This is a genomic window from Pandoraea morbifera (genome assembly GCF_902459575.1).
Classification (GTDB): Bacteria; Pseudomonadota; Gammaproteobacteria; order Burkholderiales; family Burkholderiaceae; genus Pandoraea; species Pandoraea morbifera.
In genome coordinates this window covers 180,096-204,924 of the sequence record NZ_CABPSD010000010.1, presented here as the reverse complement: position 1 = coordinate 204,924, position 24,829 = coordinate 180,096, and the positions used below count along the sequence as shown (strand labels likewise).

General features: G+C 62.7%; 23 protein-coding genes and 4 pseudogenes. 8 read left to right on the top strand and 19 right to left on the bottom strand.

All coding sequences use genetic code 11. The annotated features are described in order from the left end of the window. Positions 1 to 171 precede the first annotated feature (171 nt). The 9 genes from uraD to gcvA all read right to left on the bottom strand — a co-directional run bounded on the left by uraD (position 172) and on the right by gcvA (position 8,571). Positions 172 to 705 carry a 2-oxo-4-hydroxy-4-carboxy-5-ureidoimidazoline decarboxylase gene (uraD, locus tag PMO31116_RS17320; protein WP_246185346.1) on the bottom strand — a complete coding sequence of 178 codons (534 nt, stop codon included), beginning with the start codon at positions 703 to 705 and terminating at the stop codon, positions 172 to 174. A gap of 152 nt (positions 706 to 857) precedes the next feature. Continuing rightward, the gene (gene puuE, locus PMO31116_RS17315; protein ID WP_150567816.1) at positions 858 to 1,802 is read right to left on the bottom strand and encodes an allantoinase PuuE; all 945 of its coding nucleotides are present in this window, start codon (positions 1,800 to 1,802) and stop codon (positions 858 to 860) included. Positions 1,803 to 2,151: 349 nt separating this feature from the next. Continuing rightward, complete coding sequence (gene ldcA / locus PMO31116_RS17310; protein WP_150567815.1) at positions 2,152 to 3,078, bottom strand: muramoyltetrapeptide carboxypeptidase; 927 nt, start codon at positions 3,076 to 3,078, stop codon at positions 2,152 to 2,154. Next, a complete protein-coding gene (gene tadA, locus PMO31116_RS17305) occupies positions 3,059 to 3,625 on the bottom strand; it encodes a tRNA adenosine(34) deaminase TadA (RefSeq protein ID WP_150567814.1) in 567 nt (188 codons plus the stop codon). Before tadA ends, ldcA begins: the two co-directional genes overlap by 20 nt. Before the next feature lie 130 nt (positions 3,626 to 3,755). Then, a complete protein-coding gene (gene tcuC / locus PMO31116_RS17300) occupies positions 3,756 to 5,057 on the bottom strand; it encodes an MFS transporter (RefSeq protein WP_150567813.1) in 1,302 nt (433 codons plus the stop codon). Positions 5,058 to 5,250: 193 nt separating this feature from the next. Then, positions 5,251 to 5,922 (bottom strand): GntR family transcriptional regulator, encoded by a 672-nt coding sequence (locus PMO31116_RS17295; protein ID WP_150567812.1) that lies wholly within the window; start codon positions 5,920 to 5,922, stop codon positions 5,251 to 5,253. 104 nt (positions 5,923 to 6,026) lie between these two features. Continuing rightward, positions 6,027 to 6,917, bottom strand: coding sequence for a ParB N-terminal domain-containing protein (locus PMO31116_RS17290; protein ID WP_150567811.1), 891 nt, complete (start codon positions 6,915 to 6,917; stop codon positions 6,027 to 6,029). Between the two features lie 99 nt (positions 6,918 to 7,016). After that, positions 7,017 to 7,631: an LON peptidase substrate-binding domain-containing protein gene (locus PMO31116_RS17285; RefSeq protein ID WP_150567810.1), complete on the bottom strand. Its 615-nt coding sequence runs from the start codon at positions 7,629 to 7,631 to the stop codon at positions 7,017 to 7,019. Positions 7,632 to 7,671: 40 nt separating this feature from the next. Further along, positions 7,672 to 8,571 (bottom strand): transcriptional regulator GcvA, encoded by a 900-nt coding sequence (gcvA, locus tag PMO31116_RS17280; RefSeq protein WP_174971420.1) that lies wholly within the window; start codon positions 8,569 to 8,571, stop codon positions 7,672 to 7,674. Positions 8,572 to 8,706: 135 nt separating this feature from the next. Between gcvA and PMO31116_RS17275 the strand changes: the two genes are divergently transcribed. The 4 genes and pseudogenes from PMO31116_RS17275 (at position 8,707) to PMO31116_RS17265 (ending at position 11,074) form a co-directional block, all read left to right on the top strand. After that, positions 8,707 to 9,411 (top strand): SDR family oxidoreductase, encoded by a 705-nt coding sequence (locus PMO31116_RS17275; RefSeq protein ID WP_150567809.1) that lies wholly within the window; start codon positions 8,707 to 8,709, stop codon positions 9,409 to 9,411. Positions 9,412 to 9,521: 110 nt separating this feature from the next. Next, positions 9,522 to 9,828 (top strand): annotated as a pseudogene (locus PMO31116_RS24450) (transposase); the annotation flags it as partial. Positions 9,829 to 9,878: 50 nt separating this feature from the next. Beyond that, positions 9,879 to 10,091, top strand: a complete 213-nt coding sequence (locus PMO31116_RS24445) for an integrase core domain-containing protein (RefSeq protein WP_425494805.1) — start codon at positions 9,879 to 9,881, stop codon at positions 10,089 to 10,091. Further along, entirely contained in the window at positions 10,088 to 11,074 is a 987-nt protein-coding gene (locus tag PMO31116_RS17265) for a LysR family transcriptional regulator (protein ID WP_174971417.1), read from the top strand. Before PMO31116_RS24445 ends, PMO31116_RS17265 begins: the two co-directional genes overlap by 4 nt. A gap of 19 nt (positions 11,075 to 11,093) precedes the next feature. Here the strand turns inward: PMO31116_RS17265 and PMO31116_RS17260 are convergent, their stop codons facing one another. Beyond that, on the bottom strand, positions 11,094 to 11,555 hold the full coding sequence (locus PMO31116_RS17260) for a RidA family protein (protein ID WP_150567808.1): 462 nt from the start codon (positions 11,553 to 11,555) through the stop codon (positions 11,094 to 11,096). A 207-nt stretch (positions 11,556 to 11,762) separates the two neighbouring features. Here PMO31116_RS17260 and PMO31116_RS17255 point away from each other — a divergent pair, with 207 nt between their 5' ends. Both PMO31116_RS17255 and PMO31116_RS17250 read left to right on the top strand, forming a co-directional pair. Next, positions 11,763 to 12,449 (top strand): hydrolase, encoded by a 687-nt coding sequence (locus PMO31116_RS17255; RefSeq protein WP_150567807.1) that lies wholly within the window; start codon positions 11,763 to 11,765, stop codon positions 12,447 to 12,449. A 309-nt stretch (positions 12,450 to 12,758) separates the two neighbouring features. Further along, positions 12,759 to 13,277 (top strand): annotated as a pseudogene (locus tag PMO31116_RS17250) (integrase core domain-containing protein); the annotation flags it as partial. A gap of 31 nt (positions 13,278 to 13,308) precedes the next feature. Here the strand turns inward: PMO31116_RS17250 and PMO31116_RS17245 are convergent. The 4 genes and pseudogenes from PMO31116_RS17245 to guaB all read right to left on the bottom strand — a co-directional run. Beyond that, positions 13,309 to 13,741: pseudogene (locus PMO31116_RS17245) on the bottom strand (integrase arm-type DNA-binding domain-containing protein); the annotation flags it as partial. A 297-nt stretch (positions 13,742 to 14,038) separates the two neighbouring features. Next, entirely contained in the window at positions 14,039 to 15,622 is a 1,584-nt protein-coding gene (gene guaA, locus PMO31116_RS17240; RefSeq protein WP_150567806.1) for a glutamine-hydrolyzing GMP synthase, read from the bottom strand. Then, the gene (locus tag PMO31116_RS17235; RefSeq protein ID WP_150567805.1) at positions 15,597 to 16,298 is read right to left on the bottom strand and encodes a hypothetical protein; all 702 of its coding nucleotides are present in this window, start codon (positions 16,296 to 16,298) and stop codon (positions 15,597 to 15,599) included. Before PMO31116_RS17235 ends, guaA begins: the two co-directional genes overlap by 26 nt. Before the next feature lie 6 nt (positions 16,299 to 16,304). Next, positions 16,305 to 17,765, bottom strand: a complete 1,461-nt coding sequence (gene guaB / locus PMO31116_RS17230) for an IMP dehydrogenase (protein WP_150567804.1) — start codon at positions 17,763 to 17,765, stop codon at positions 16,305 to 16,307. A 439-nt stretch (positions 17,766 to 18,204) separates the two neighbouring features. Between guaB and PMO31116_RS17220 the strand changes: the two genes are divergently transcribed. Beyond that, positions 18,205 to 19,134 carry a DMT family transporter gene (locus tag PMO31116_RS17220; protein WP_150567803.1) on the top strand — a complete coding sequence of 310 codons (930 nt, stop codon included), beginning with the start codon at positions 18,205 to 18,207 and terminating at the stop codon, positions 19,132 to 19,134. Between the two features lie 99 nt (positions 19,135 to 19,233). On the opposite strand, the gene PMO31116_RS17215 is transcribed toward PMO31116_RS17220, so the two are convergent. Next, positions 19,234 to 19,569, bottom strand: a complete 336-nt coding sequence (locus PMO31116_RS17215) for an RnfH family protein (RefSeq protein ID WP_150567802.1) — start codon at positions 19,567 to 19,569, stop codon at positions 19,234 to 19,236. Further along, positions 19,559 to 19,993 (bottom strand): type II toxin-antitoxin system RatA family toxin, encoded by a 435-nt coding sequence (locus PMO31116_RS17210; RefSeq protein WP_023596228.1) that lies wholly within the window; start codon positions 19,991 to 19,993, stop codon positions 19,559 to 19,561. The genes PMO31116_RS17215 and PMO31116_RS17210 overlap by 11 nt, the downstream gene beginning before the upstream one ends. Before the next feature lie 151 nt (positions 19,994 to 20,144). Between PMO31116_RS17210 and smpB the strand changes: the two are divergent. After that, positions 20,145 to 20,594 (top strand): annotated as a pseudogene (gene smpB / locus PMO31116_RS17205) (SsrA-binding protein SmpB); the annotation flags it as partial. A 148-nt stretch (positions 20,595 to 20,742) separates the two neighbouring features. Here the strand turns inward: smpB and PMO31116_RS17200 are convergent. The 3 genes from PMO31116_RS17200 to ppsA all read right to left on the bottom strand — a co-directional run bounded on the left by PMO31116_RS17200 (position 20,743) and on the right by ppsA (position 24,812). Next, a complete protein-coding gene (locus PMO31116_RS17200; protein ID WP_150567801.1) occupies positions 20,743 to 21,717 on the bottom strand; it encodes an SPFH domain-containing protein in 975 nt (324 codons plus the stop codon). Between the two features lie 113 nt (positions 21,718 to 21,830). Further along, positions 21,831 to 22,265 carry an NfeD family protein gene (locus PMO31116_RS17195; RefSeq protein ID WP_150567800.1) on the bottom strand — a complete coding sequence of 145 codons (435 nt, stop codon included), beginning with the start codon at positions 22,263 to 22,265 and terminating at the stop codon, positions 21,831 to 21,833. 156 nt (positions 22,266 to 22,421) lie between these two features. Continuing rightward, positions 22,422 to 24,812 (bottom strand): phosphoenolpyruvate synthase, encoded by a 2,391-nt coding sequence (gene ppsA / locus PMO31116_RS17190; protein ID WP_150567799.1) that lies wholly within the window; start codon positions 24,810 to 24,812, stop codon positions 22,422 to 22,424. Between the last annotated feature and the right edge of the window lie 17 nt (positions 24,813 to 24,829).

Below are 24,829 nucleotides of genomic sequence, written 5' to 3'. Positions count from 1 at the left end.
CCAGGCGAGGATCGGCCAGATTCACGTATCGGCGCACGAATTCCGGTGCGTTCGGATCTTGCGGGGCGAGGGCCATGCCAACTCCTTGGTACTTGAATGACGAAAACCACTGATGCAAAAAGATGATGGCTGCCGCGGCAAGCATGTGCTCGCCGCCCGGCAACCGTCGTTTCAGTCGCGCACGAGGTCCTGCAACCGGAACCCCGCGATTCGGAAGATCTGACGCAGACACTCTTCGATTTCGTCGGCGCGACTGTTCTCGAGCCGGTTAGAGAAATTCTCGATGATGCTGGTTCGCGTATGACCGCGCACCGCCAGAATGTATGGGAAGCCGAACTTGGCCTTGTACGCGTCGTTGAGCTGGGTCAGACGTGCAAACTCTTGCGCGCTGCATTGGTCCAGACCGGCGCCGGCCTGCTCGCGCGTGGACTCGGCCGTGAGCTCGCCTCGCACCGCCGCCTTGCCCGCCAGTTCCGGGTGCGCGCTAATGAGATCGAGCTGCGGACCCTCGCCGGCATCGATGACCGCCTGGCACATGGCGTCGTGCAACGCGTTGACGGTCGCGAACGGTCGATCTTCCCAGGCGGACTCGGCCACCCAGGGGGAATGCTCGAAGATACCGTCGAGCGCGGCAACGAACTCTACACGCGGCAACGCCGAGAGCTCGGCAACGGTACGCTGGGTCATGGGCAACGGTGCATTCATTAACTGCTCTCCTGGAGAACAACGGTGGCGCCCCGCCGCACGCTTGGCACGGCCCGATGACGCCTGTCGGATTCGATTTCGATGTTGGCGACCGCATCGCTTGCCGATGCGCCCGCCGATTCATGGAGTCACGCCATCACGGATTCACGGATTCAGGCCGCCACGAACGGATGACGCGCCTGCCAGTGGCGCGCCACGTCGATTCGCCGGCACACCCATACGCGGTCGTGCTTTTCAATGTGATCGAGGAATCGTTGCAACGCGGCAAAACGGCCCGGACGCCCCAGCAAGCGGCAGTGCATGCCGATCGACAGCATCTTCGGCGCCTCGTCGCCCTCGGCGTAGAGCACGTCGAACGCGTCGCGCAGGTAATGGAAGAAATGATCCGCCGTGTTGAAGCCTTGCGGCGCCGCGAAACGCATGTCGTTGGAGTCGAGGGTGTACGGCACGACCAGATGCGGCTTGACGTCGCCATTGGCGGTCCGCACCTGCGTCCAGAATGGTAAATCGTCGCCGTAGTTGTCCGAGTCGTAAACGAACCCGCCCTGCTCGACCACCAGGCGACGCGTATTGGGGCTGTCGCGACCGGTGTACCAGCCCAGCGGCGCGCTGCCGGTCAATTCCTTGAAGATGTCGATGGCAATGCGCATGTGCTCGCGCTCGGTCGCCTCGTCCACGTTCTGATAGTGAATCCAGCGCCACCCGTGGCACGCGATCTCATGCCCCAGCGCCTGGAACGCCGCCGTCACCTCGGGGTGACGCTGCATGGCCATCGCAACGCCAAAGACGGTCAGCGGCAAACCGCGGCGTTCGAATTCGCGCAGAATCCGCCACACCCCTGCACGCGAACCATATTCGTAGATCGACTCCATGCTCATGTGGCGCGCTTCATAAGCGGCCGCGCCGATGATCTCGGAGAGGAATTGCTCGGAGGCGCGATCGCCGTGCAACACGCAGTTCTCGCCGCCCTCTTCGTAATTGAGCACGAACTGGACGGCGATACGCGCGCGCCCCGGCCAATCGGCAAACGGCACATGGCGTCCGTAACCGATCAGATCGCGCGGGTAATCCTTGGCATTTGCGGTGTTGCTGGCCATGATGTCCTGGCATCCTTCTGATGGCGAAACGATCGAAGAAGTGTAGCCAAATCCACCTGCCCGAAACATAGCGATATTCAGATATTCAGGCTCCGCTTACACGTATAGTCACCCCACCGGCGCGGCAATGCGGCCCCGGCCATCCGCTCGGCATCGTCACCTTTCGCGAGACGAATCCTCCCGCACCGAACTCCCGAATTTCGCCGAAATAGCCATCAACCGCCTGCAAAATCTCGCCAATCCCCAGGCAATGGGCGGCCAAACAAAAAAAGCGCGCCGGGCCGCGTTATCGACCCGGCGCGCTTTCGCCCGCCGATCCGGCCATTTTCGACCGGGTCACCGGCGGGGATCAGGCGATATAGGGATATCCCGTAAGCGTGAGCCGGGCCTGAGCACCCGCCGTCTGCAATCGGCCCTGCCCGCCCACCGGCAGGGTGAGCTTGTCGGCACAGTGCCCGAACGGCAGGTCGGTGACCACGGGAATACCGATCACTTTGCGCACGCTCTCGATCATGGCTGCCATGTCGTAACCGTTGTCGTAGTCGCTCAGCCGGTATTGCGAGAAGTCGCCAAGGATTAACGCACGCTGGCGCGCGAGAATGCCGCTCTGATGCAACTGGTACAGCATGCGTTCCACACGATACGGTGGCTCGTTGACATCTTCGACGAAGAGCACCCCGCCGTCGATCTGCGGCAGATAGCGCGTGCCGATCAGACTGCAGACCATTGCCAGATTGCCGCCCCACAGCGTGCCCGACACATCGACGTCGCCGCTCGCGCCATCGCCCTGCCACTCGACCACGTGGCTGGGCGAGTGAAGAACCGTCTGGAACTGGTTCAGCGTGAAGTCGCTCAGCGCCTCCGCCCCGAAGTCCGCCAGCAACATGGGTCCGGCAAACGTCGTCAGGTGGGACTGCGCGAGCAGCGCCAACTGGATGGCCGTGAAGTCGCTGTGGCCGATGATGGCCACCGGCGCCCCCGACAGCCGACGATGCAGGCCCTCGTAGTCGAGTTGATCGAGCAGATGCACCGCGCCGTATCCACCGCGCACGGCCAGCACGACGTCAGGCACCGGATGGTCGCGCCCGGCCAGTTGGTTGATCTCCGCAACGCGTTGCGCGTCGGTGCCGGCGAAGCGCAGGTAGCGCCGATCGAGCGCCTCGCGATTGCTCACTGTGTAGCCGAGCCGCTCCAGCACCTCGACGCCGCGTGCCGCCACGTCGACATCCGGCGCGTAGCCTGACGGTGCAATAAGTTCAAGAAGCCTGGTCTGCATCAATGGAGGATCCGGATGAGGAAGTTGGGGGGGTGTTGTCGACGATCTCGGCGCCCGCCGACAGGCGCCGAGCCTTCGCAGCTGCGCGCCGTTCGCTGAAGAATGCCTGGAGAACGCCAACGCAGTCGTCGCGCATGACGCCGCCGAGCACTTCGGCATGATGATTCAGACGCGGCTCGGCGAACAGGTCGACGACACTGCCGCAAGCGCCCGTTTTGGGGTCGGCCGCGCCATAGACGACGCGCTTGATGCGCGCGTGCATGATGGCGCCGGCGCACATGACACACGGCTCGAGTGTGACGTACAGTTCGCAATCGGGCAGCCGGTAATTGCCCAACGCCTTCGCGGCGGCACGCAAGGCCTGCATCTCGGCGTGGGCCGACGGATCGTGGCCGCCAACGGGACAGTTGTGACCGACCGCGACGACCTGACCGTCGCAAACGACGACGGCCCCCACGGGCACTTCGCCCTGCGCCATCGCGGCGCGCGCCTGCTCGAGCGCCAGGCCCATGTAGGTCTCGTCGGTCGCGGGTAAATCTCGATTCATGAAACGTTGACGAAAAGCCGCGGTGCGTCGGCCGCCCCATGGAAGGGCGCGCCAGACCGCGCAATTGGCCGCTATCGGCAATACGCTATTCTCGCACACGCCCCGATAACGTCAGTGCGTCGCCCACACGTCACGCCATGGCCGCCTCGGGCGCGCCGCGCTTGCGATACAGCACGAGCGTGGCGATCAGGCCGCACACGGCGGCAAAGGTCATCCACCATCCCGGCGCCGCCTTGTTCCCCGTGAGACCGATCAGACCGGTCGCCACTGCGGGTGTGAAGCCGCCGAACAATGCCGTCGCCAGACTGTACGCGAGCGAAAAACCCGCCGTGCGTACCTCCACCGGCATGATTTCCGTGAGCGCCACCACCATCGCCCCGTTGTAGCTTGCATAAAGGAAGGACAGCCACAATTCGACGGCAAGCATCTTGCCGAACGTCGGTTGCACGACGAGCCACGCCATGACCGGATAGGCGGTCAGGATCGTCAGCACCGTGAAGATCAGCAGCAGCGGCCGGCGCCCGACCCTGTCGGACAACGCCCCCATCACCGGTAACCAGATGAAGTTGGAGACGCCCACGCAGAAGGTCACCGCCAGGGCATCGGTCGTCGACAGCTTCAGCACGGACTTGCCGAACGTCGGGGTGTAGACGGTAATGAGATAGAACGACACGGTCGTCATCGCCACGAGCATGGTGCCCGCAATCATCAGCCCCCAGTTCTGCACGATCGAGCGGAAGATGTCTGCCGTGCTCGGACGATGCGTGCGCGCCAGAAACGCCTCGGTTTCCTGCAAGGAGCGGCGAATCATGAACAGCACCGGCACGATCATGCAGCCGATGAAAAACGGAATGCGCCAGCCCCACGCGGCCACCTGCGTCGGCGTGAGCCACGTGTTGAGCAAGTAGCCGAGCAGCGCCGCCACGATGATCGCCACCTGCTGGCTGCCGGACTGCCAACTGACGTAAAAGCCCTTGTGCCCCGGGGTCGCCATCTCGGAGAGATAGACCGACACGCCGCCGAGCTCGACCCCCGCGGAAAAACCCTGCAGCAGGCGCCCGATCAGCACGAGCAACGGGGCCGCATAGCCGATGGTCGCGAAGCCCGGCACGAACGCGATCAGGATGGTCCCCATCGCCATGATGGACAGCGTGACGATCAATCCGCGCCGACGCCCGATACGGTCGACATAGGCGCCCAGTATGACGGCGCCCAGCGGGCGCATCAGAAAGCCCGCGCCAAAGGTCATGAAAGTGAGCATCAGCGACGCGAATTCATCGCCCGAAGGAAAGAACGTCGCCGAGATATGGGTGGCGTAGAAGCCGAAGAGGAAGAAGTCGAACATCTCCATGAAGTTGCCGCTCGTGACGCGAATCACGGTGGAAACTTTGGACGGAGACCGACCGGGAACCGACGCGGGATTTGCAGCCATGATGGTTCACCTCATCAGAGACGATGACGCCCAAGATAGCACTGCTACGGCGGCTCGGCCATCGTGGCGTGAAGCGTGCGCGCGGTCGGCGCGGGTCGCCGTGTTACCGCATATTTCACGCAGACGGCTGCGGCGTCACCGGCAGGCCGCAGCCCGTTGCCCGTTGCCCGGCACGATCCGGCGGCGCGAATGATCAGAGCGATGCGCGCGACAGGAAGCCCACGTCTTCCCGGGCCATCGCCTTGATCTCGTTGCGCGTGGCGACGATGTGGGACTCGAGCATCGACACGACGGCCGCCACGTCGCGTTGGCGGCAAGCCGCCAGAATCTCGTAGTGGTCGTGCTGCGGCTTTTCCTTGCCCGTGGCCTGTGACATCGCAAGATGCGAATAACGGTCGGTATTCAGGCAGTACGCTTCGATCAGCATGCGCAGGCGCCGGTTGTTGGCGGGCGCGCAGAGCGCCAGATGAAAGCGCCGGTTGTATTCAGCCCATTCCGAGACGACTTCCGAGGCCGAATAGTCGGCCAGTATCTGCTCCATGACCTGAAAGTCGCGCCCGGCCATGTTGGGCACGGCCAGCCTGGCCGCATGACATTCGAGGGCCACGCGAATGTCGAGCAGCTCGCACAACTGCTCGATGTCCATGCTCGCCACGGTTGCACCGCGGTTGAGATGGTGCACGACCAGCCCCTCCGCCTCCAACTGCCGCAACGCTTCGCGCACCGGCACACGGCTCGAATGGAAACGTTCGGCAAGCGCTTCCTGGCGCAGTTGATACCCACCCGGCAGCACGCCGCTCAAGATCTCGTCTCGAAGCGTGTCGCGGATGGCCTGGTGAAGGGCTTGGGGTCCGGGGGTTCGCATGGCGAGATTAAAACACATAAGGTAACGTCGATGCGATTCTGGATCCAATCGAAGAACGACTGGATCCAGTGCGGGATTTGGCCTCCGCGACCGGCATTGCGCGGTTACTTGCCGGCACGGGCCTCAGCCAATGCGATGGTCAGGTGAGCCACCTTTTTCTTGAGCGCGTCACGCTCGGTCGTTACCGCCTTGAGCTCCCTGGACAGACGCGCGAGCTCGTCGGATGGGTCAGCGGTCGTGTCCCACGGCGGCGTGCCGTCGTCGTCCTCGACCGCGTCCTCGTCTTTCTTCTTGCGTGGCTTGACGGGACGCGCCTCGCGCACCTGGCGCGCCAACTCGCGCAACTCCTGCTTGCCGGCGACCACCGCTGCGACCTGCGCTGCCTGCGGCAGCGTCGAGACGGCGGCCGCCGCGTTGATCGAAACTTCGCCTCGCTTGACGGCATCGACCAGCTCGGGTGCCGCGGCATTGTGGATCTGCTCGATCTGCCCAAGCGTATTGCTCGACAGACGGGCCGCGCGCGCGAGCGCTGCGCGGGTGAGCGCCATCGTGTGCGCATGTCCCGGGGCCGACGTATTGCCGCTGCCCGAACCGCCGCCGTCTGCCTGGGGGCCCGGCGCGGCCGCCTGCGGCGCGGCCGAGTCGGCCGGCGCCCCGGCGGTGGCGCCCGCACGCGCCTCGAGAATCGTCTTCTTGCGCAACGCCAGTACGCCGCGCTGGTAATCGGACACGCTACGGCGTCCGAGATGGTTGTCGATCATCCACAGGCGGACATCGTCCATCGACTTGAACGACGGATTCTGAACGGTGCGGAATTCGATGTTGTGCTTGCGGCAGATTTCGTAGCGGTTGTGGCCGTCGACGAGGACATCGCCCCAGAGGACCAGGGCGTCACGGCACCCTTCGGCAAGCAGACTCTGTTCGAGCGACGCGTATTCGTCAGGCGTGAGCGGATCGATGTACGCCTTGAGTTCTTGGTTGATCTGGACTGTCATGGATGTGGAATAACGTTTCAGCGCGCATTATCGCCTGTTCCGTGCGATGCCATCAGGCCGGGTGCCGGCATCACGCGGCATCCGGAGCGCCGCCATCGCTCAGGACAGCACGCCGTGATCGGTCAGAAATGCCTGAATGCGCGCCAGACGCGCCACCGGATCCGCCATGCCGAGCAGCGTCTCCTTCTCGTGCGGCGGCAGTGGCAGCAGCTCGGCCCAGCGATCGGCCACCCAGCCGCATTCGTCGAGCCGGTAAGGCGGCGCCAGCGGCAATTTCGCCGCTCGTGCCGGGTCGCGCTGCAGGCCGGCGATCAGTTTGCCCAGCGTGTCGGCGCTGACCTGCAGCGTGTCGGGAATGGCGACGCCCGGATCATCCGGCAATACTTGCGCCTCGCCCATCCAGAGACCGTATTTGCCGAGTTCGACGTGAGAGAGCGAGAACTTCGTCGTGCCGCGGCACACCAGTTCGAGCAGTGCCGGCATGGGTGCGCGCCAGTCCTCGATGCGCGCCATCGTGCCGATCATCGCCGGCTCCTCGACGGCGTCCGGCAGGCGTACCTCACTGCCCTGTCGCAGGATGACGACGCCGAACTCGGTGCCGTCAGCCAGACATCGCTTGATCATGTCGAGATAGCGCACTTCGAAGATGCGCAGATGCAACACCCCGGCGGGAAACAGGGCGTTGCCGAGCGGAAAGAGTGGGATCTGGGCCATGCCATATGATGACACGAAGTCCGGGAATCACACGCGTCGGTCAGGCGATCGGGCGTCGGGATGCTTGCAACAGCCACGCCTGCACGTCGGCGATCCGTGCGGCGTGACGGTTACGTCGCGGATAGACGATGTAGAAGCCCGCGCCGGTACGCAGCACCGTATCGAACAGGCGGACCAATCGCCCCGCTGCGACATCGGCCGCCACGAAGTCGGCATGCGCCAGCGCAAGGCCCTGCCCCGCGACGGCGGCGTCGATGGCCAGCGCGGTCTGATTGAAGCGCACGTTCTTGGCAACTGACAGTGACACGCCGGGCAGCGCCTGTTCGAGGTATTGCGGCCAGGCATTGTGTGCGTCGTGCAGCAAGGCGTGCCCATGCAGGCTTGCATGCTCCGCGGGGTGTCCGAGTGTGGTGATCACTTGCGGTGACGCCACGGCCACCTGCGCTTCGTCGAACAACCGCTCGACGGTCAGCCCCGCGCCGAACGGCGGCCTGCCGTAGCGAACGGCGAGATCGACGGCATCCGCCTGGAAGTGCGACAGCCGGTCAGTCGCAAGAATGCGCAGATCGATGTCAGGATGCGCCTCGAGAAATGCCGGCAGACGCGGAATCAGCCACTTCGACGCGAACGTCGGTGTCACGCTGATCGTCAGGCGCAGCGGTTCCGGTCGCAGCGCCTGCGTAGCATCCGACAATATTTCGAACGCACGGCGTACGCCGCCGGCATAGCGGCGCCCGTTCTCCGTGAGCGTCAATGCGCGCGCGTGCCGATCGAAGAGCTTCATGCCCAGTTCGGCTTCGAGCCCGCGAATCTGCTGGGCGACGGCCCCCTGGGTCACGCCAAGTTCTTCGGCAGCGATCCGAAAGTTGAGATGCCGGCTCGCCGCCTCGAAGGCGCGTAGCGCGTTAAGCGACGGCAGACGCCCGATGGCTTCGGTCATGAAGTAATTTTTCTACTGGATAAAGCACCAAAATCTGATGCATCCGTCTGGCATGAGGATGTTACGCTGTCAGGCATGAATCGCGCGATCTGGCAGCCATTGAGGCTTGTGCCAACGTCTTCGGAGGATAGCAGCATGACAGTAGAAAAAGTGGCCTTGATTACCGCGGGTGGCAGCGGTATGGGTGCGGCGGCGGCGCGGCGTCTGGCGGCGGAGGGGTTCCGGGTCGGCATTCTGTCGTCGTCCGGCAAGGGCGAGGCGTTGGCCGCGGAACTGGGGGGCGTGGGAGTGACCGGCTCGAACCAGTCGAACGAGGCGTTGGCCAGGCTCGTCGAGCTTTCGCTCGAACGCTGGGGACGTATCGACGTGCTGGTCAACAGCGCCGGTCATGGTCCGCGCGCGCCGATTCTCGAGATCACCGACGAGGACTGGCATCGCGGTATGGACACCTATCTGATGAACGTGATCCGGCCGACGCGCCTTGTCACGCCGATCATGCAGAAACAACGCTCGGGCGTGATCGTCAACATCTCAACGGCATGGGCGTTCGAGCCGAGCGAGATGTTTCCGACGTCGGCCGTTTTTCGCGCCGGCCTCGCAACGTTTTCGAAGCTCTTCGCCGACAAATACGCACAGGACAACGTGCGCATGAACAACATCCTGCCGGGATGGATCGACAGCCTGCCACAACAGGAGACTCGGCGCGAGAGCGTGCCGATGCAGCGCTACGGCAAGGCGGAGGAAATTGCCGCGACGGTGGCCTTCCTCGCGTCTGACGGCGCGGGCTACATCACCGGCCAGAACATTCGCGTGGACGGCGGGTTGACTCGCTCGGTGTAAGGCAAAACCTGCGTGCGACGATCGGCGCATCAGGCCGAAACCTGCGGAAATGCCCTCGCAGAACCGTCGGGATCAGAAGTAGAATTTTCTCGTTGAGGGAGTTCTACAGAATGAAGCCGTCGAGATTCACGGACAGCCAGATCATGGACGCGCTGAAGCGCGTGGAGGCTGGGCTGGCGGTGCCGGACCTGTGCCGGGAACTGGGCGTCAGCACGGCGACGTTCTATAAATGGCGCTCGAAGTATGGCGGCATGGACGTGTCGCTGATCGCGCGGACGAAGGCACTGGAAGCCGAGAACGCGCGGCTGCGCAAGATGTAGGTCGTGGAGAAGCTCAAGGCGGAGATCTTAGCGGAGGCACTTGCAAAAAGGATTGAGGCCAACTCCCCGGCGCGAAATGACAAAGCGAGCGGCGTCCAGCCGGGGAAGCCCCAGCAGAATGCGTATGTCGAGCGATTCAACCGGAGCGTGCGATACGAATGGCCGTCGCAGTACCACAGGGAAGACATGGACCACGTGCAGCGCTTCGCGACCGACTGGATGTGGACTTACAATCACGACCGCCCGAACATGGCCTTGGACGGATTTACGCCAAAGCAGCCGCTGGCCATGGCCGCTTGGTTTCTACTTCTGAACCCCGTGGAAAACGGGGGGATTACCGCTCCTCCTAACCTGGAATGATTTTCGTGAAGCCGTCACGTGGAAGTGTCTCGCCGATCCAATCGAATTCTAACGGACCGAAATGGGATGCCGGAGAAGCTGTCAGCCAGCTTTCCTGGGACGACTTGCGGATCATCAAAACGCTGAGTGACTGTAGCAACCGCGCCGCCACAGCCAAGAGGCTCGGCATCAATGTTTCCACGGTCTCCCGCCGGGTTACGCAGGTTGAGAAAACGCTTGGGGTTGCGCTTTTCGATCATCGCAAGGCGGGGTATCTGTTAACTGCCGAAGGTGCAGAGCTGCGTGCACTGGCCGAGCGCGTTGAACTGGACATCGTCAGTGTCACCCGCAGAGTTTCTCGCGCCGGCCAGGGCCCGCTGGGAAAACTGCGGATTACCACGAGCGACTCGCTGCTGTTGTACTTTCTCACGCCGATCATCGCGGACTTCAAAGCGCTCAATGAGGGCATCACCATTGAAGTGCTGGTCGGCAACCAGACGTTGAGCTTGGCGAGGGACGAGTCGGATATTGCGATACGTGCCACCAAAAAACCGGCAGATACCCTCGTGGGTCGCAAGCTCGCCAACATTGCCTGGGCCCCGTATCGCAGCGTCAACCAGGCAACGAGTGCCGATCCCTTCGCTGAGGGCCAGTCGTGGGTGTCCTACTCGGGAGGACTGAGCGGATTGAAGGCAACGAGCCACGTCGAATCTCGGGTGCCCCCGGAGCACATTTCCTACCGCACCGATTCAGTTGCGGCAGCAAGTGCCGCCATTGCGGCAGGCCTGGGTTTTGGCTTCCTCCCCTGCATGCTGGGCGACATTACCCCCGGATTGGTTCGGGTCGGCCCAGTGGTGCAGGAGCTTCAGGATGAGTTGTGGCTGCTTACCCACCAGGACATCAGGAAGTCCTGGCGGGTGAAGGCATTCATGACGTTCTGCGCGGCTGCCGTGGCCGACCTCAAACCGCTGGTCGAAGGTCAGCAAGCCATGCCGGCTTCATAATTGAAACCGGGAGCGCTGGTCATTTGGCCTGGGCGCCGATCACAGCACGGCAGACAATCTCAATTAGCTGTGGACGCTGAGCGAGCCGCGATACACCGATGATATTGCTGGCCGCCTGCGGTCGCTCGGTGCCATAGGCCGCCTTACGCACCTTGCCAACCACGGCAAAGGCCGCGTCCATGTCCAACACATACAACGTCTCTTCCACGACATCCTGCATCGTGGCGCCATACAGCGCAAGCAACTTGGCGATGTTGTCGTAGGATACCCGCATCTGTTCGCCCATCGACGAGAAATCGCTCGGACGACCGTCAGCACCCAGTGGCGCCGGCGCTACCACGTTGCCCTCTTCGTCATGGTTGAACTGGCCCGAGATGAAGATCTCGTTACCGACTCGCCGCGCTTGCGGATAGCCGTAGCCCTCTTCCCATGAAACGCCCCAGTAGGCGGTGTCGTCGTTGAAAGGTCGTGAAGCGGCCATTGGATTCTCCTTGGCGAAAAATGGATCGACATGATCCGACTGGCCGAGATCCTAGCACCGGATTGGGCGTGATCTTCGGTGCAATAATGCGACGCCAAGGGCGCAAAAGTGCGCCACCGATTCGCTCAGTATTCCGCTATCTTGTGCTGGCACTCGGCGACAACCCGCCGAGAAACTCTCGCCACCGTTCAGCAAATAGGAAGAACCATGAGCAATCCACACACTGAAGTCCTGACCCCGCTCAACAGCCAGTTGATCTTCATTGATCAGCAACCGCAAATGGCTTTTGGCGTGCAGAGCATTGACCGGCAGACGCTGAAGAACAACACCGTAGGCCTGGCTAAAGCAGCCAAGATCTTCAATGTGCCCACCATCTTCACCACGGTCGAAACCGAGAGCTTTTCCGGGCATACCTACCCCGAACTGCTCGCGGTCTTCCCTGACGCTCCGTTGCTTGAGCGCACGTCCATGAACTCCTGGGACGATCAGAAGGTGCGTGACGCGCTGAAGAAGAACGGACGGAACAAGATCGTCGTGTCGGGCCTGTGGACCGAGGTCTGCAACACCACCTTCGCACTGTCCGCCATGCACGATGCCGGTTATGAGATCTACATGGTTGCCGACGCTTCCGGTGGCACGACCAAGGAAGCTCACGACTACGCCATGCAGCGCATGATCCAGGCAGGGGTAGTGCCGGTGACCTGGCAACAGGTACTGCTGGAGTGGCAGCGCGACTGGAAGAACCGCGACACCTACGATGCCGTCATGGAACTGGTCAAAGAGCATTCCGGCGCCTACGGCATGGGCGTCGACTACGCCTACACCATGGTGCACAAAGTGCCGGAGCGCGTTCAGCACGGCCCCACCCTGGCACCCGTGGCCGCATCGATCTGAAACCTCATCAGCCCCAGATTTGAATTCTGATTAACAAACGGGGCTGGATCGAGCTGATCCGGGCTATCAATGGTGACGGAGTGTTCTGAAGCTTCGAAAAGACTTCACCGACTCGTGCCGCCCGGATCAAGTCATCTTCAGATTCTTCAGGATGAATTGATCCTATGCACAGTGCTAACGGCATCCTTCTCGCCACCGTCGCGATTCAATCGACGGGGCAGCTCAAACCCTGGCAAGTCACAACGGCCAAGCAGATGACGTTGGATCACTTGGATACCGGTTGCACTTGCCGAAGCCTGCGGTCAGTCGCGCAGCAACCAGCGTTGGTGTTCGGATGGCTTCGAGTTCCGCTGCGACAACGGCGAGCCGTTGCGAGTGACGTTTGCGCTGGACTGCTGCGACCGCGAAGCGATGAGCTGGGCGGCTACGACAGCAGGCCATAGCGGCGACATCGTGCGCGACGTGATGCTGCCCGCAGTGGAAAATCGGTTTGGCAACGAATTGCATACACCGTCCGAAATCGAGTGGCTGAGCGACAATGGTTCAGGCTATACGGCCGACGACACACGCCGGTTTGCGATGGACATTGGCCTGAAGCCATTGATCACGCCGGTGCGCAGCCCGCAAAGTAACGGCATGGCCGAGAGCTTCGTGAAGACCATGAAACGCGATTACGTCGCCTTTATGCCGAAGCCGGACGCGGCGATTGCTGCACGCAACTTGGCCATCGCATTCGACCATTACAACGAGAGGCATCCCCATAGCGCGCTGAAATACCGCTCGCCTCGCGAGTTCCGGCACTCGATGGATTCAGCAACTTTAGTGTGACGCCGTGTCCGGAGTTACCGGGTCAACTCCAATGAGTGATTTCAGCCAGCTTCTGATTGCCAAACTTCGGCTTCAATTCGCGCTCATAGACTGACCGGCGCATATCTCGTGTCGAGTCCGCCATCTGATAGCCGCGCAGCCATTCTTCAGGCCAATCATCAAAAGTCTCCGCGCCCTTCGTGCGAGCCTCCGCACGCGCCTTCTCCTTAGCAGGCGACTTAACTGCGGCGATCATCTTCTTCGCCTCCCCTAGCCGCACGCGCGCCTCCGCCAAGGTGATCCCACCTAAGCCATAACGACCGAAGGTAACGGTCTCCTGCCGGCCATTGATGGAGTCGTGGTAGCGAAAGGCGATAGCGCCAGCCGGGGTGACGGCGACGTAAGCCGTCACGATCAATCACCTTGTGGAGTTTGTCTTGCGGCTTGAGGTTTCGGAGCTTGGTATCCGTGAGCGTGGCTTCCATTTATTCCATGAATAAATACCATGCTCTGAAGAGCGCGGAAGAATGGGGCTTAATCCCAGCAAAACCGGGCCTCTTGACTATCACGATACCATGCCCATCCTGAAACAAGGGACATGGTATCAAGCGTCATGCATGGCATCGGATGCAGTTAGCATCCCGTACCATGCCATAAAAAAACATGCTTGGCGATGCAAAACGCTGCCAGAACTTGCCAGACCTAAAAAGCCAAAAGCCCGCAATTACGCGGGCTTCAGGGCATTTTTTGCTAGATTGTGCCGGGCAGTTCCGGACGCGGGATCACTCCCACTCGATCGTCGCCGGCGGCTTGCCCGAAATGTCGTAGACAACCCGGTTCAAACCGCGCACTTCGTTGATGATGCGGTTCGAGACCTTGCCGAGCAGCTCGTGCGGCAGATGCGCCCAGTGTGCCGTCATGAAGTCTTGCGTCTGCACGGCGCGCAGCGCCACGACCCACTCATAGGTGCGGCCGTCGCCCATCACGCCCACGCTCTTGACCGGCAGGAACACCGCGAAGGCCTGGCTCGTCAACTCGTACCACGTCTTGCCGCTGTTCGGCTCGACGGTGTTGCGCAATTCCTCGATGAAGATCGCATCGGCACGACGCAGCAGATCGGCGTAATCGCGCTTCACCTCGCCAAGGATCCGCACGCCCAGGCCCGGGCCCGGGAATGGGTGACGATAGACCATGTCATGCGGCAGACCCAGCGCGACACCCAGCTCGCGCACCTCGTCCTTGAACAGGTCGCGCAGCGGCTCGAGCAGCTTCAGACCCAGCGTCTCCGGCAGACCGCCAACATTGTGATGGCTCTTGATCGTCGTCGCCTTCTTGGTCTTGGCACCGCCCGATTCGATCACGTCCGGATAGATCGTGCCCTGCGCCAGCCACTTCGCGTTCTTCAGCTTCTTCGCTTCCGCCTGGAACACTTCCACGAACTCGCGGCCGATGATCTTGCGCTTCTGCTCCGGATCGGTCACGCCCTTCAGATGCCCCATGAACTGTTCGGAAGCATCGACATGCACCACCTTCGCATGCAGACGACCCTGGAACATCTCCATGACCATCTGACCTTCGTTCAGACGCAGCAGACCGTGATCGACGAACACGCACGTCAACTGATCGCCAATCGCGCGGTGAATCAGCGCCGCCGCGACGCTCGAATCCACCCCACCCGACAGACCCAGAATCACTTCCTCGTCGCCCACCTGCTCGCGGATCGCCTTGACGGCTTCCTCGATGTGGTCCCGCATGATCCAGTCCGGCTTGGCGCCGGCGATCTCCAGCACAAAACGCTCGAGCAGCTCGCGACCCTTCACCGTGTGCGTGACTTCCGGGTGGAACTGCACAGCGTAGTAGTGACGCTTGACGTCGGCCATGCCGGCGATCGGGCAGCTCGGCGTCGATGCCATCAACGCAAAGCCTTCCGGCAACTGCGTGACCTTGTCACCGTGACTCATCCACACCTTGAGCATGCCGTGCCCGTCCGCCGTGCGGAAATCCTCAATGCCGTCGAGCAGCGGCGTATGGCCATGGGCACGCACTTCCGCGTAACCGAACTCGCGATGGTTGCTGGCTTCAACCTGACCGCCCAACTGCACCGTCATCGCGAACATGCCGTAGCAAATCCCCAGCACCGGCACGCCCAGATCCCACACCGCCTGCGGTGCACGCAGATCCTGATCCTCATACGTGCTCGCATGGCTGCCCGACAGAATGATCGCCTTCGGATTGAACTCGCGAATGAATTCGTCGGAGACATCGTTCGGGTGAATCTCGCAGTAAACGTGCGCTTCACGAACGCGGCGTCCGATGAGCTGGGTGACTTGCGAGCCGAAGTCAAGAATGAGGATTTTGTCGTGCATCGTGAGGTACGGATGAAGTAGATTCGTTGGTCGTCGACGCCGTGTCGGACGGCACGGGCGTGACAATGCCGGTGGTGCCCGCAGGCGCGACCGGCGTGGGGTTGACAGAAGTGGAACCGCCACGAGGGGGCTGAGGCGTCTCCATGCGCGGTTCGGCGCGCGCGCCCCGGGGCGCGTCGACTTCCCGAGGCTCGTAATAATCTCTCGGCGGGTCGCGCCGCGTGTCGCTCACGACGCCGCCGCGCACTCGCTCTCCCGACTGCTGGGCGGCCTGTACGCGCTCTTTCGTGCGTACGCTCGACGCCAGCTTCACGAGAATGCCGCCTACCACCAGCAGCACAGCCCCGAGCGCCGGCATCAACAACTTGCCGCCCCCCGTCACCGCGAGTTGGCCGGAAATCAGCCAGCCCAGCACGAACGCACCGGTCACCCAATTGATATGCCCCGTCACTTTCGCGACGGTCGCCGTCAACTGGCCGTTCACGGTGGCGTGCCATTGCAGCCAGGCCACGCCGATGAAGGCCACGCCCAACGCCTGCGCATACAGCACGGGCGATGGCGCGGGCACTTCAATGGCCGCATACAGCGATGACCAGAACGACGCGATCAACAGCACGCCAAGTGCCAGATTCAGCGCCGCATCGAGGAACAGTACCGTACGCAACATGGCCTTCATGGGCAATTACTCCACGTGGTAGTTGGGGGCTTCCTTCATGATCTGGACGTCGTGCACGTGCGACTCGCGCATGCCTGCCGCCGTGATTTCGACAAATTCCGCCCTCTCGTGCAAATCCTGGATCGTCGGGCAACCCAGATATCCCATCGAGGAACGGATACCGCCGGTCAGCTGGTGCAGGATCGCGTTCACGCTGCCCTTGTATGCCACCCGGCCCTCAATGCCTTCGGGCACGAGCTTGTCCGCATTGTTGGCCGGATCCTGGAAGTAACGATCAGCCGCACCATCCTTCATCGCGCCCACCGAACCCATGCCGCGGTAGCTCTTGTAAGAACGACCCTGATACAGGAACACTTCGCCCGGGGCCTCTTCCGTACCCGAGAACATGCTGCCCATCATGACGGTGTGCGCACCAGCGGCCAGCGCCTTGGCGACGTCGCCCGAGTAGCGAATGCCCCCGTCGGCGATCAGTGGAACCCCAGTGTCCTTGAGCGCCTCGGCCACATTGGCGATCGCCGTGATCTGCGGCACGCCGACACCGGCGACGATACGCGTCGTGCAGATCGAGCCCGGGCCGATACCGACCTTGACCGCATCCGCCCCATGCTCGACCAGCGCCACGGCAGCACTCGCCGTCGCGATGTTGCCGCCAACGACTTCGATCTGCGGGAAATGCTTCTTGACCCACTGCACGCGATCGAGCACGCCCTGGCTATGCCCGTGCGCCGTGTCGACCACGATAACGTCCACGCCGGCGGCAACCAGCAACTCGACGCGTTCTTCATTTTCCGGACCCACGCCGACCGCCGCGCCGACGCGCAGCTTGCCATGCTCGTCCTTGCTCGCGAGCGGATACTCGGTCGCCTTCGTGATGTCCTTGACCGTCATCAGGCCGCGCAGTTCGAATGCGTCGTTGACGACCAGCACGCGCTCGAGGCGGTGATCGTGCATCAGTCGCTCGGCATCGGCCGGCGAGGCGCCTTCACGCACCGTGATGAGCTTGTCCTTCGGCGTCATGATCACGCGCACCGGCTCGTCCAGGCGGCTCTCGAAACGCAGGTCGCGATTGGTGACGATACCGATGAGCTGTGCGCCCTCGACCACCGGGAACCCGGAAATGCCATGCTGGCGAGACAGCGCGATCACGTCACGCACTTTCATGTGCGGGGGGATCGTGATCGGGTCGCGCAGAACGCCCGACTCGAATCGCTTGACCTTCGAGACTTCCCGCGCCTGCTCGGCCGGCTTCAAATTCTTGTGAATGATGCCGATGCCACCCTGCTGCGCCATGGCAATGGCCAGACGCGCTTCGGTCACCGTATCCATGGCGGCCGACAGCAAAGGCATATTCAGGGTGATGTTGCGCGTGAGCTTGGTTTTCAGGCTGGTGTCGCGCGGGAGAACGGCAGAGTAGGCCGGGACGAGGAGCACGTCATCGAATGTGAGTGCTTTTTGGATCAGACGCATGGCAAATCCTATAGGCGCAAAACCGAATTATACAGAAATCGCGAACCGCATGGCACGTCCGCCCCACATGTCAAGGGGCTTTTTCCCGAGCCGTCGCCCACCGATGCCAACGAACGCCAATCATTGCCATCGACGCCCCGCGCCGCAGGCACCCGACACCCCTCGCCCGCCTCGGCGCCATCGGTCCGACACGCCAGCCAGTGGCCGGCGTGGCAGCATTCCCAATGGCTCGGTAGCCCGGAGGCCGGAGGCCGGAGGCCGGGTGCCGGAGGGCGGGTGCCGGGTGCCGGGTGCCGGGTGCCGGGTGCCGGATTTCACAATAGCCGGACGTGAGGCGCGTGCTACGCTTGCGCCCGGCTCGCGCTGACCCGACTGCCAACGACGGCGGGTACGGCACGAATCACGAGGATTTCGACAACACACCACTGGCAAGGCGCGCATGGGGCAAGGGATTTCATACGGACTGGCGGCAGGTGCCCTCTGGGGACTGGTCTTTCTGGCCCCACGTCTGTTGCCCGGGTTTTCACCGCTGGAACTGTCCGCCGCTCGATACGTCCTCTACGGCGTGGTGTCCGTAGTGCTGATCGCTCCCATCTGGGCTCGCCTGCGCCTTAGCATCACCCGCAGCGACTGGCGTGCGCTTTTCCGGCTGAGCCTGGTCGGCAACCTCGTCTATTACCTGTTCGTCGCCGCTTCGGTACAGATGGCGGGCATCGCTCCGGCCTCGCTGATCGTCGGCGTGCTGCCGGTGACCGTCACGCTGGTTGGCAGTCGCGACCACGGCGCCCTGCCGTTGTCACGGCTTGCCGGACCGCTGGCGCTGGTCGCCGCCGGCATCGTTTGCATCAACGTGGACGTCTTCTCGCATGCCTCGACCCGTGGGGGTGACTGGCGTCTGACCCTCGCCGGGATTGTCTGCGCCGTGGGCGCGCTGGCCAGTTGGACCTGGTACGCCGTGGCCAACGCCCGGTATCTGGCACAGTTCGGACATTTCACCAGCCGGGAATGGTCGTTGCTCACCGGCGTTGCCACCGGCGCTCTGGCCATCGTCCTCGCGGTGCCGGCCACGGTGCTGCCGCACCCGGTTGCGCCGGACGCGCCGCGGGACTGGCAAATGTTCCTGCTGGTGAATGCTGCCGTAGCAGTGGGGGCATCGACGATCGGCAACGCGTTCTGGAATGCGGCGAGTCGGCGGTTGCCACTCACCCTGTCGGGACAATTGATCGTGTTCGAGACGCTGTTCGCCCTGCTCTATGGCTTCATTTACGAACACCGCATGCCGCGAATGCTGGAATTCGCTGCCATTGTCCTACTGCTGGCCGGGGTCAGCGCCTCGGTTCGACTGCATGCCCGAGGGTCGACCCATTGACGGCGATCGAACCCAAAAACGCCCTCGCTGAACACGTGTTCAGCCTGCCCGCCCGACATCGACCTGTCGGTCGGTCGGCCATGCGACACCGCTGAACGCTTAGCTGCCGCGGCGACTCCCGAGCCACTTCTGCCCTTCGCGGCTACCTTCGTGGCGCACCTTTTCGACCCGCCGTTGGCGGGCCACTTTCGGGTCGGCTCTGAGCGCCCGGTAGATTTCCACTCGATCGCCCGCCTCAACCGCCGCATCGAGCGCACGCACCTTGCCGAATACGCCGACCTTCATGCGCGCGAGATCCAACTCGGGGAACCGCTGCAACAGGCCGCTGCGCTCGATCGCCTCGCGCATGGTGCCGCCCTGCGGCACCGCGACCGCGACGATCGTTTGCTGATCGGGCAGCGCATAGCAGACTTCGACGCTCAGCTCACTTGGCATATACGGTCTCCGCACGTTTGACGAAGGCGTCGACGAACGTGTTGGCGATGTGACTGAACACCGGACCGATCACCTTCTCGAGCAGGAAATTCGCGAACTCGTAGTGAAGGCCGAACTCGATCTTGCAGGCGTTTTCGCGCAGTGCCGTGAATTTCCACGTGCCGTGGAAACGCTTGAACGGCCCTTCGACGAACGTCATCTGAATCGAATGCGGACGCTCCTGCAGATTGCGTGTCGCGAACGAATGCTTCAGCCCCTTGAAGTCAATGATCAGCGACGCCTCCATGCTGTGCTCGTCCTGATGTCGAATCTCGACACCACCGCACCAGGGCAGGAATTTGGGGTAATCGGCGACATTGGTCACCAGGTCGTACATTTGCTCATCGGAGAAATGCACGAGAACGGTTTTACTGACTTCGGCCATCGTCTGTCGGGCGCGGCGAACACATGGCGCGGCCACCGATACGGAATCGATCCGCACGCGTCGCAAGCCGCCTCTTGCCGAGACTCTTTGTTAAAATCGCTATTTTACCCGAGCCCGACTCACCGGGTCCGACCAAGTTACCCGCCAAGGATCCATGAGTATCATCGACAACAAGAAAGCCTTCTTCGACTACTTCATCGAGGAGCGATACGAAGCCGGGATCGCGCTCGAAGGGTGGGAAGTCAAGGCCATCCGCGCCGGGCGGGCGCAGATCAAGGAAGGTTACGTCGTCATCAAGAACGGCGAAATCTTTCTGATCGGCGCGCACATCAGCCCACTGACCTCGACGTCGACGCACGTCAAGGCCGACCCGGTGCGCACGCGCAAGCTCCTGCTCAAGGCCGACGAGATAAAGAAGCTCATCGGCAAGGTGGAGCAACGTGGCTACACGCTCGTCCCGATCAACCTGCACTACAGCAAAGGGCTCGTGAAGTGCGAGATCGGGCTGGCCAAGGGCAAGAAGCTGCACGACAAGCGCGAGACGGAGAAGCAGCGCGACTGGGAGCGCGAAAAGGCGCGCCTGATGCGCACGCCGACCTGACGCGCCACCGGCGCCCTCCTGTCAGCGAACCGCGACGCCACTCGCCGCGTCGCGCGAAAAAACAACGGCCCATATCGCGCGGCGATATGGGCCGGTTTTTATGATACCGGGCCTTCGTGCGATTCCCGACGGAGACTACCGACGGCGATTATCGACGCGCACCGGCATTGCCGAGGCCGCCGGGCGTGCCGTCGACGGGTGCATTCGAACCACCCTCCGTGCCGCGCACGATCTTGAGCGCCGAGGCGATCATGCCACTCATGTCCGACAGATTGCCGGGCACGATCAGCGTGTTGTTGGTCCTGGCAATCTTGCTGAAGGCATCGACGTACTGCTCGGCCACCTTCAGGTTGACGGCCTCCATGCCGCCCTGCGTCTGAATCGCCGTCGCGATCTTGTGGATGGCCTCGGCATTGGCTTCGGCCACCGCGAGAATCGCCGCCGCCTCGCCCTGCGCCTGATTGATCGCCGCCTGCCGCTCGCCCTCGGACTTCTGAATTGCCGCCTCCCGAGCACCCGACGCCAGGTTGATCTGCTCCTGTTTCTTGCCCTCGGACGCCGCGATCAAAGCGCGCTTCTCTCGCTCGGCCGTAATCTGAGCCTGCATGGCGTGGAGAATCTCCTTAGGCGGCGTGAGATCCTTGATTTCGTAGCGGAGCACCTTGACGCCCCAGTTCGATGCCGCCTCATCGAGTGCATTCACCACGCTGTGGTTGATGAACTCGCGCTCTTCGAACGTCTTGTCGAGTTCGAGCTTGCCGATCACGCTACGCAACGTCGTTTGCGCCAACTGCGTGATCGCGACAATGAAGTTGCTCGAACCATACGATGCCTTCATCGGGTCCGTCACCTGAAAGTACAGAATCCCGTCGACCTGCAACTGCGTGTTGTCCTTGGTGATACATATCTGGCTCGGGACATCGAGCGGCACTTCCTTGAGCAGGTGCTTGTAAGCGACGCGATCGACGAAAGGCACGACGATCGACAGGCCCGGTGTGAGCGTCGCGTGATACTTCCCGAGACGCTCCACCACCCACGCGTGTTGTTGAGGCACGATCTTGATCGAACGTGCCGCGATGATCACGGCGATGATGAAGAGAATGAACGCGACGTTGGATATCATGTTTCCCCCAGAAAGCGCCCGCGATACACGGCAGGCCGGTTGACTTCCCCGCAACTGCGGGTCAATGCCACTTCACATTCGCATGACGCCCCGGCGCGACCGCCGGCTCGGCCTCAGGCACGCGCATGCGCGACATAGAGACGGCTGCCGCGAACCTCGCGAATGACGAACCACCCGGCGTCAGGAGATTCGCCTGGCAGCAGCTCCACGTCCCACTCCGCACCGCGATACATCGCGCGCGCGAGACCGTCCGCCTGCCAGTGATCGACATGCAGGCGCTGACCGATATCGAGAATGGTGTTCGGATCCGCCGTCGCGTCGACCTTGATGCGACGCCGCCCGAAACGGCTTCGACGCAGCATCCAGACGGCGACGCCCGCCACGATTGCCGCCGCAACCCATTGTAGCGGCCAGTCCGCGCGCAACAGTGCCGCAACGCCGCCCGCCGCCATGCCAAGGGCAACCATCAGCAAATAGAACGTCCCGCTCGCCAGCTCCAGTACCACGACCAATCCGGCGACGCCGAACCAAAGCCAAGCCTGCTCCATCGCAACTCCCAGACACAAAAAAACCCCGGTGTGATACCGGGGTTTATAGCACGAAACCCACCGATCGGCGCACGCGGCCCAAGGGGGGCGCCCGCCTTTCGGTGGCGTCCGAGATGCCGCTCGGACGCTTCCGACGTCAGTTCATGATCGTGACGCTTACTTCGCCAGCTTGGCGAGTTGCTGCCACGTCTCGATGACCGTGTCCGGGTTGAGCGACATCGATGCGATGCCTTCCTTGGCGAGCCACTCGGCCAGGTCCGGATGATCCGACGGACCCTGCCCGCAGATGCCCACGTACTTGCCCTTCGACAGACAGGCCTTGATGGCGCGGCTGAGCATGAACTGCACCGCCGGATCGCGCTCGTCGAAATCCTTGGCCAGCAGCTCCATGCCCGAGTCGCGATCCAGGCCCAGCGTGAGCTGCGTCAGATCGTTCGAACCGATCGAGAAACCGTCGAAGTATTCGAGGAACTCGTCGGCCAGAATCGCGTTCGACGGCACCTCGCACATCATCACCAGCTTCAGGCCGTTTTCGCCGCGCTTGAGGCCATACTCACCGAGCATGCCCACCACGCGCTCCGCCTGACCCAGCGTGCGAACGAACGGCACCATGATCTCGACGTTCGTCAGGCCCATCTCGTCGCGCACGCGCTTCAGAGCGCGGCATTCCATCTCGAACGCTTCGGCGAAGTCTTCCGAGATGTAGCGCGATGCGCCGCGGAAGCCGAGCATCGGGTTTTCCTCGTCCGGCTCGTAACGCGAACCGCCGATGAGCTTCTTGTACTCGTTGGACTTGAAGTCCGACAGACGCACGATCACGCTCTTGGGGTAGAACGCCGCCGCAATGGTGGCGATCCCTTCCGCGAGCTTGTCGACGTAGAACGCACGCGGCGAGGCGTGACCGCGTGCCACCGACTCGACCGCCTTCTTCAGGTCGGCGTCAATGTTCGGGTATTCGAGAATCGCGCGCGGGTGCACGCCGATGTTGTTGTTGATGATGAATTCCAGACGCGCCAGACCCACACCTTCGTTCGGCAGTTGCGCAAAATCGAAGGCGAGCTGCGGGTTGCCCACGTTCATCATGATCTTCACCGGAATCTTCGGCATTTCGCCGCGCTGGATCTCGGTGATTTCCGTCTCGAGCAGACCGTCGTAAATCTTGCCCTCGTCGCCTTCGGCGCAAGAAACGGTCACGAGCGCGCCGTCCTTGAGGACGTCCGTTGCATCGCCGCAGCCAACCACCGCCGGCACGCCCAGTTCACGCGCGATGATCGCGGCGTGGCACGTGCGGCCGCCGCGATTCGTCACGATCGCCGAGGCGCGCTTCATCACCGGCTCCCAGTTCGGGTCGGTCATGTCGGCCACCAGCACGTCGCCCGGCTGCACACGCTCCATTTCGCTCGGATCCATGATCACGCGCACGGGACCGGCGCCGATCTTCTGACCGATGGCGCGGCCCGTGGCCAGCACCGGTGCATCGCCCTTAAGCTTGAAGCGCTGCTCGACCTTGCCGGCAGACTGGCTCTTCACCGTCTCCGGACGCGCCTGAAGAATGTAGATCTTGCCGTCCTTGCCGTCCTTGCCCCACTCGATGTCCATCGGACGACCGTAGTGCTTCTCGATGATCAGCGCGAACTTGGCAAGCTCGGCACAATCTTCGTCGGTAATCGAGTAACGGTTGCGCAGCTCCATCGGCACGTCGATAGTCTTCACGCGGCCCGGCTCACCCGGTTGCGTGAACTCCATCTTGACCAGTTTCGAGCCGAGCGTGCGACGAATGATCGGGTACTTGCCGGCCTTGAGCGTCGGCTTGAAGACGTAGAACTCGTCCGGGTTCACGGCACCCTGCACCACCGTCTCACCGAGACCGTAGCTGGCGGTGATGAAGACGACGTCCTGGAAACCCGACTCGGTGTCGATGGTGAACATCACGCCCGAGGCACCGCAGTCCGAGCGCACCATGCGCTGCACGCCGGCCGACAGCGCCACTTCCGCGTGCGTGAAACCCTTGTGAACGCGATACGAGATGGCACGGTCGTTGTACAGCGACGCGAACACGTGCTTCATGCGATCGAGCACGTCTTCGATGCCGACGACGTTCAGGTAGCTTTCCTGCTGACCGGCGAACGACGCGTCCGGCAGGTCCTCGGCGGTGGCCGACGAGCGCACGGCGAAGGAAGCGTCCGGCTGGTCCGCCGTCAAGCGCGCGAACTGCTCGCGGATATCCTGCTCGAGTGCCGGCTGCAGCGGCGCGTCGACGATCCATTGACGGATCTCGGCGCCGGCTTCCGCAAGGGCCTTGACGTTGTCGACGTCGAGGCCCTCGAGACGCTTGGCAACGCGCTCGGTCAGGTTGTTGTGCTGGAGGAATTCGCGGAAGGCGTGCGACGTGGTGGCGAAGCCGCCCGGCACGCGCACGCCGGCGCCGGCCAGTTGGCTGATCATTTCGCCAAGCGATGCATTCTTGCCGCCGACCGACTCGACGTCGGTCATGCGCAGATGCTCAAACGGCACCACGTAGGCGCCGTTGTGTGCTGCGTTAGTCATAAAAGCCCCTAAGGTAA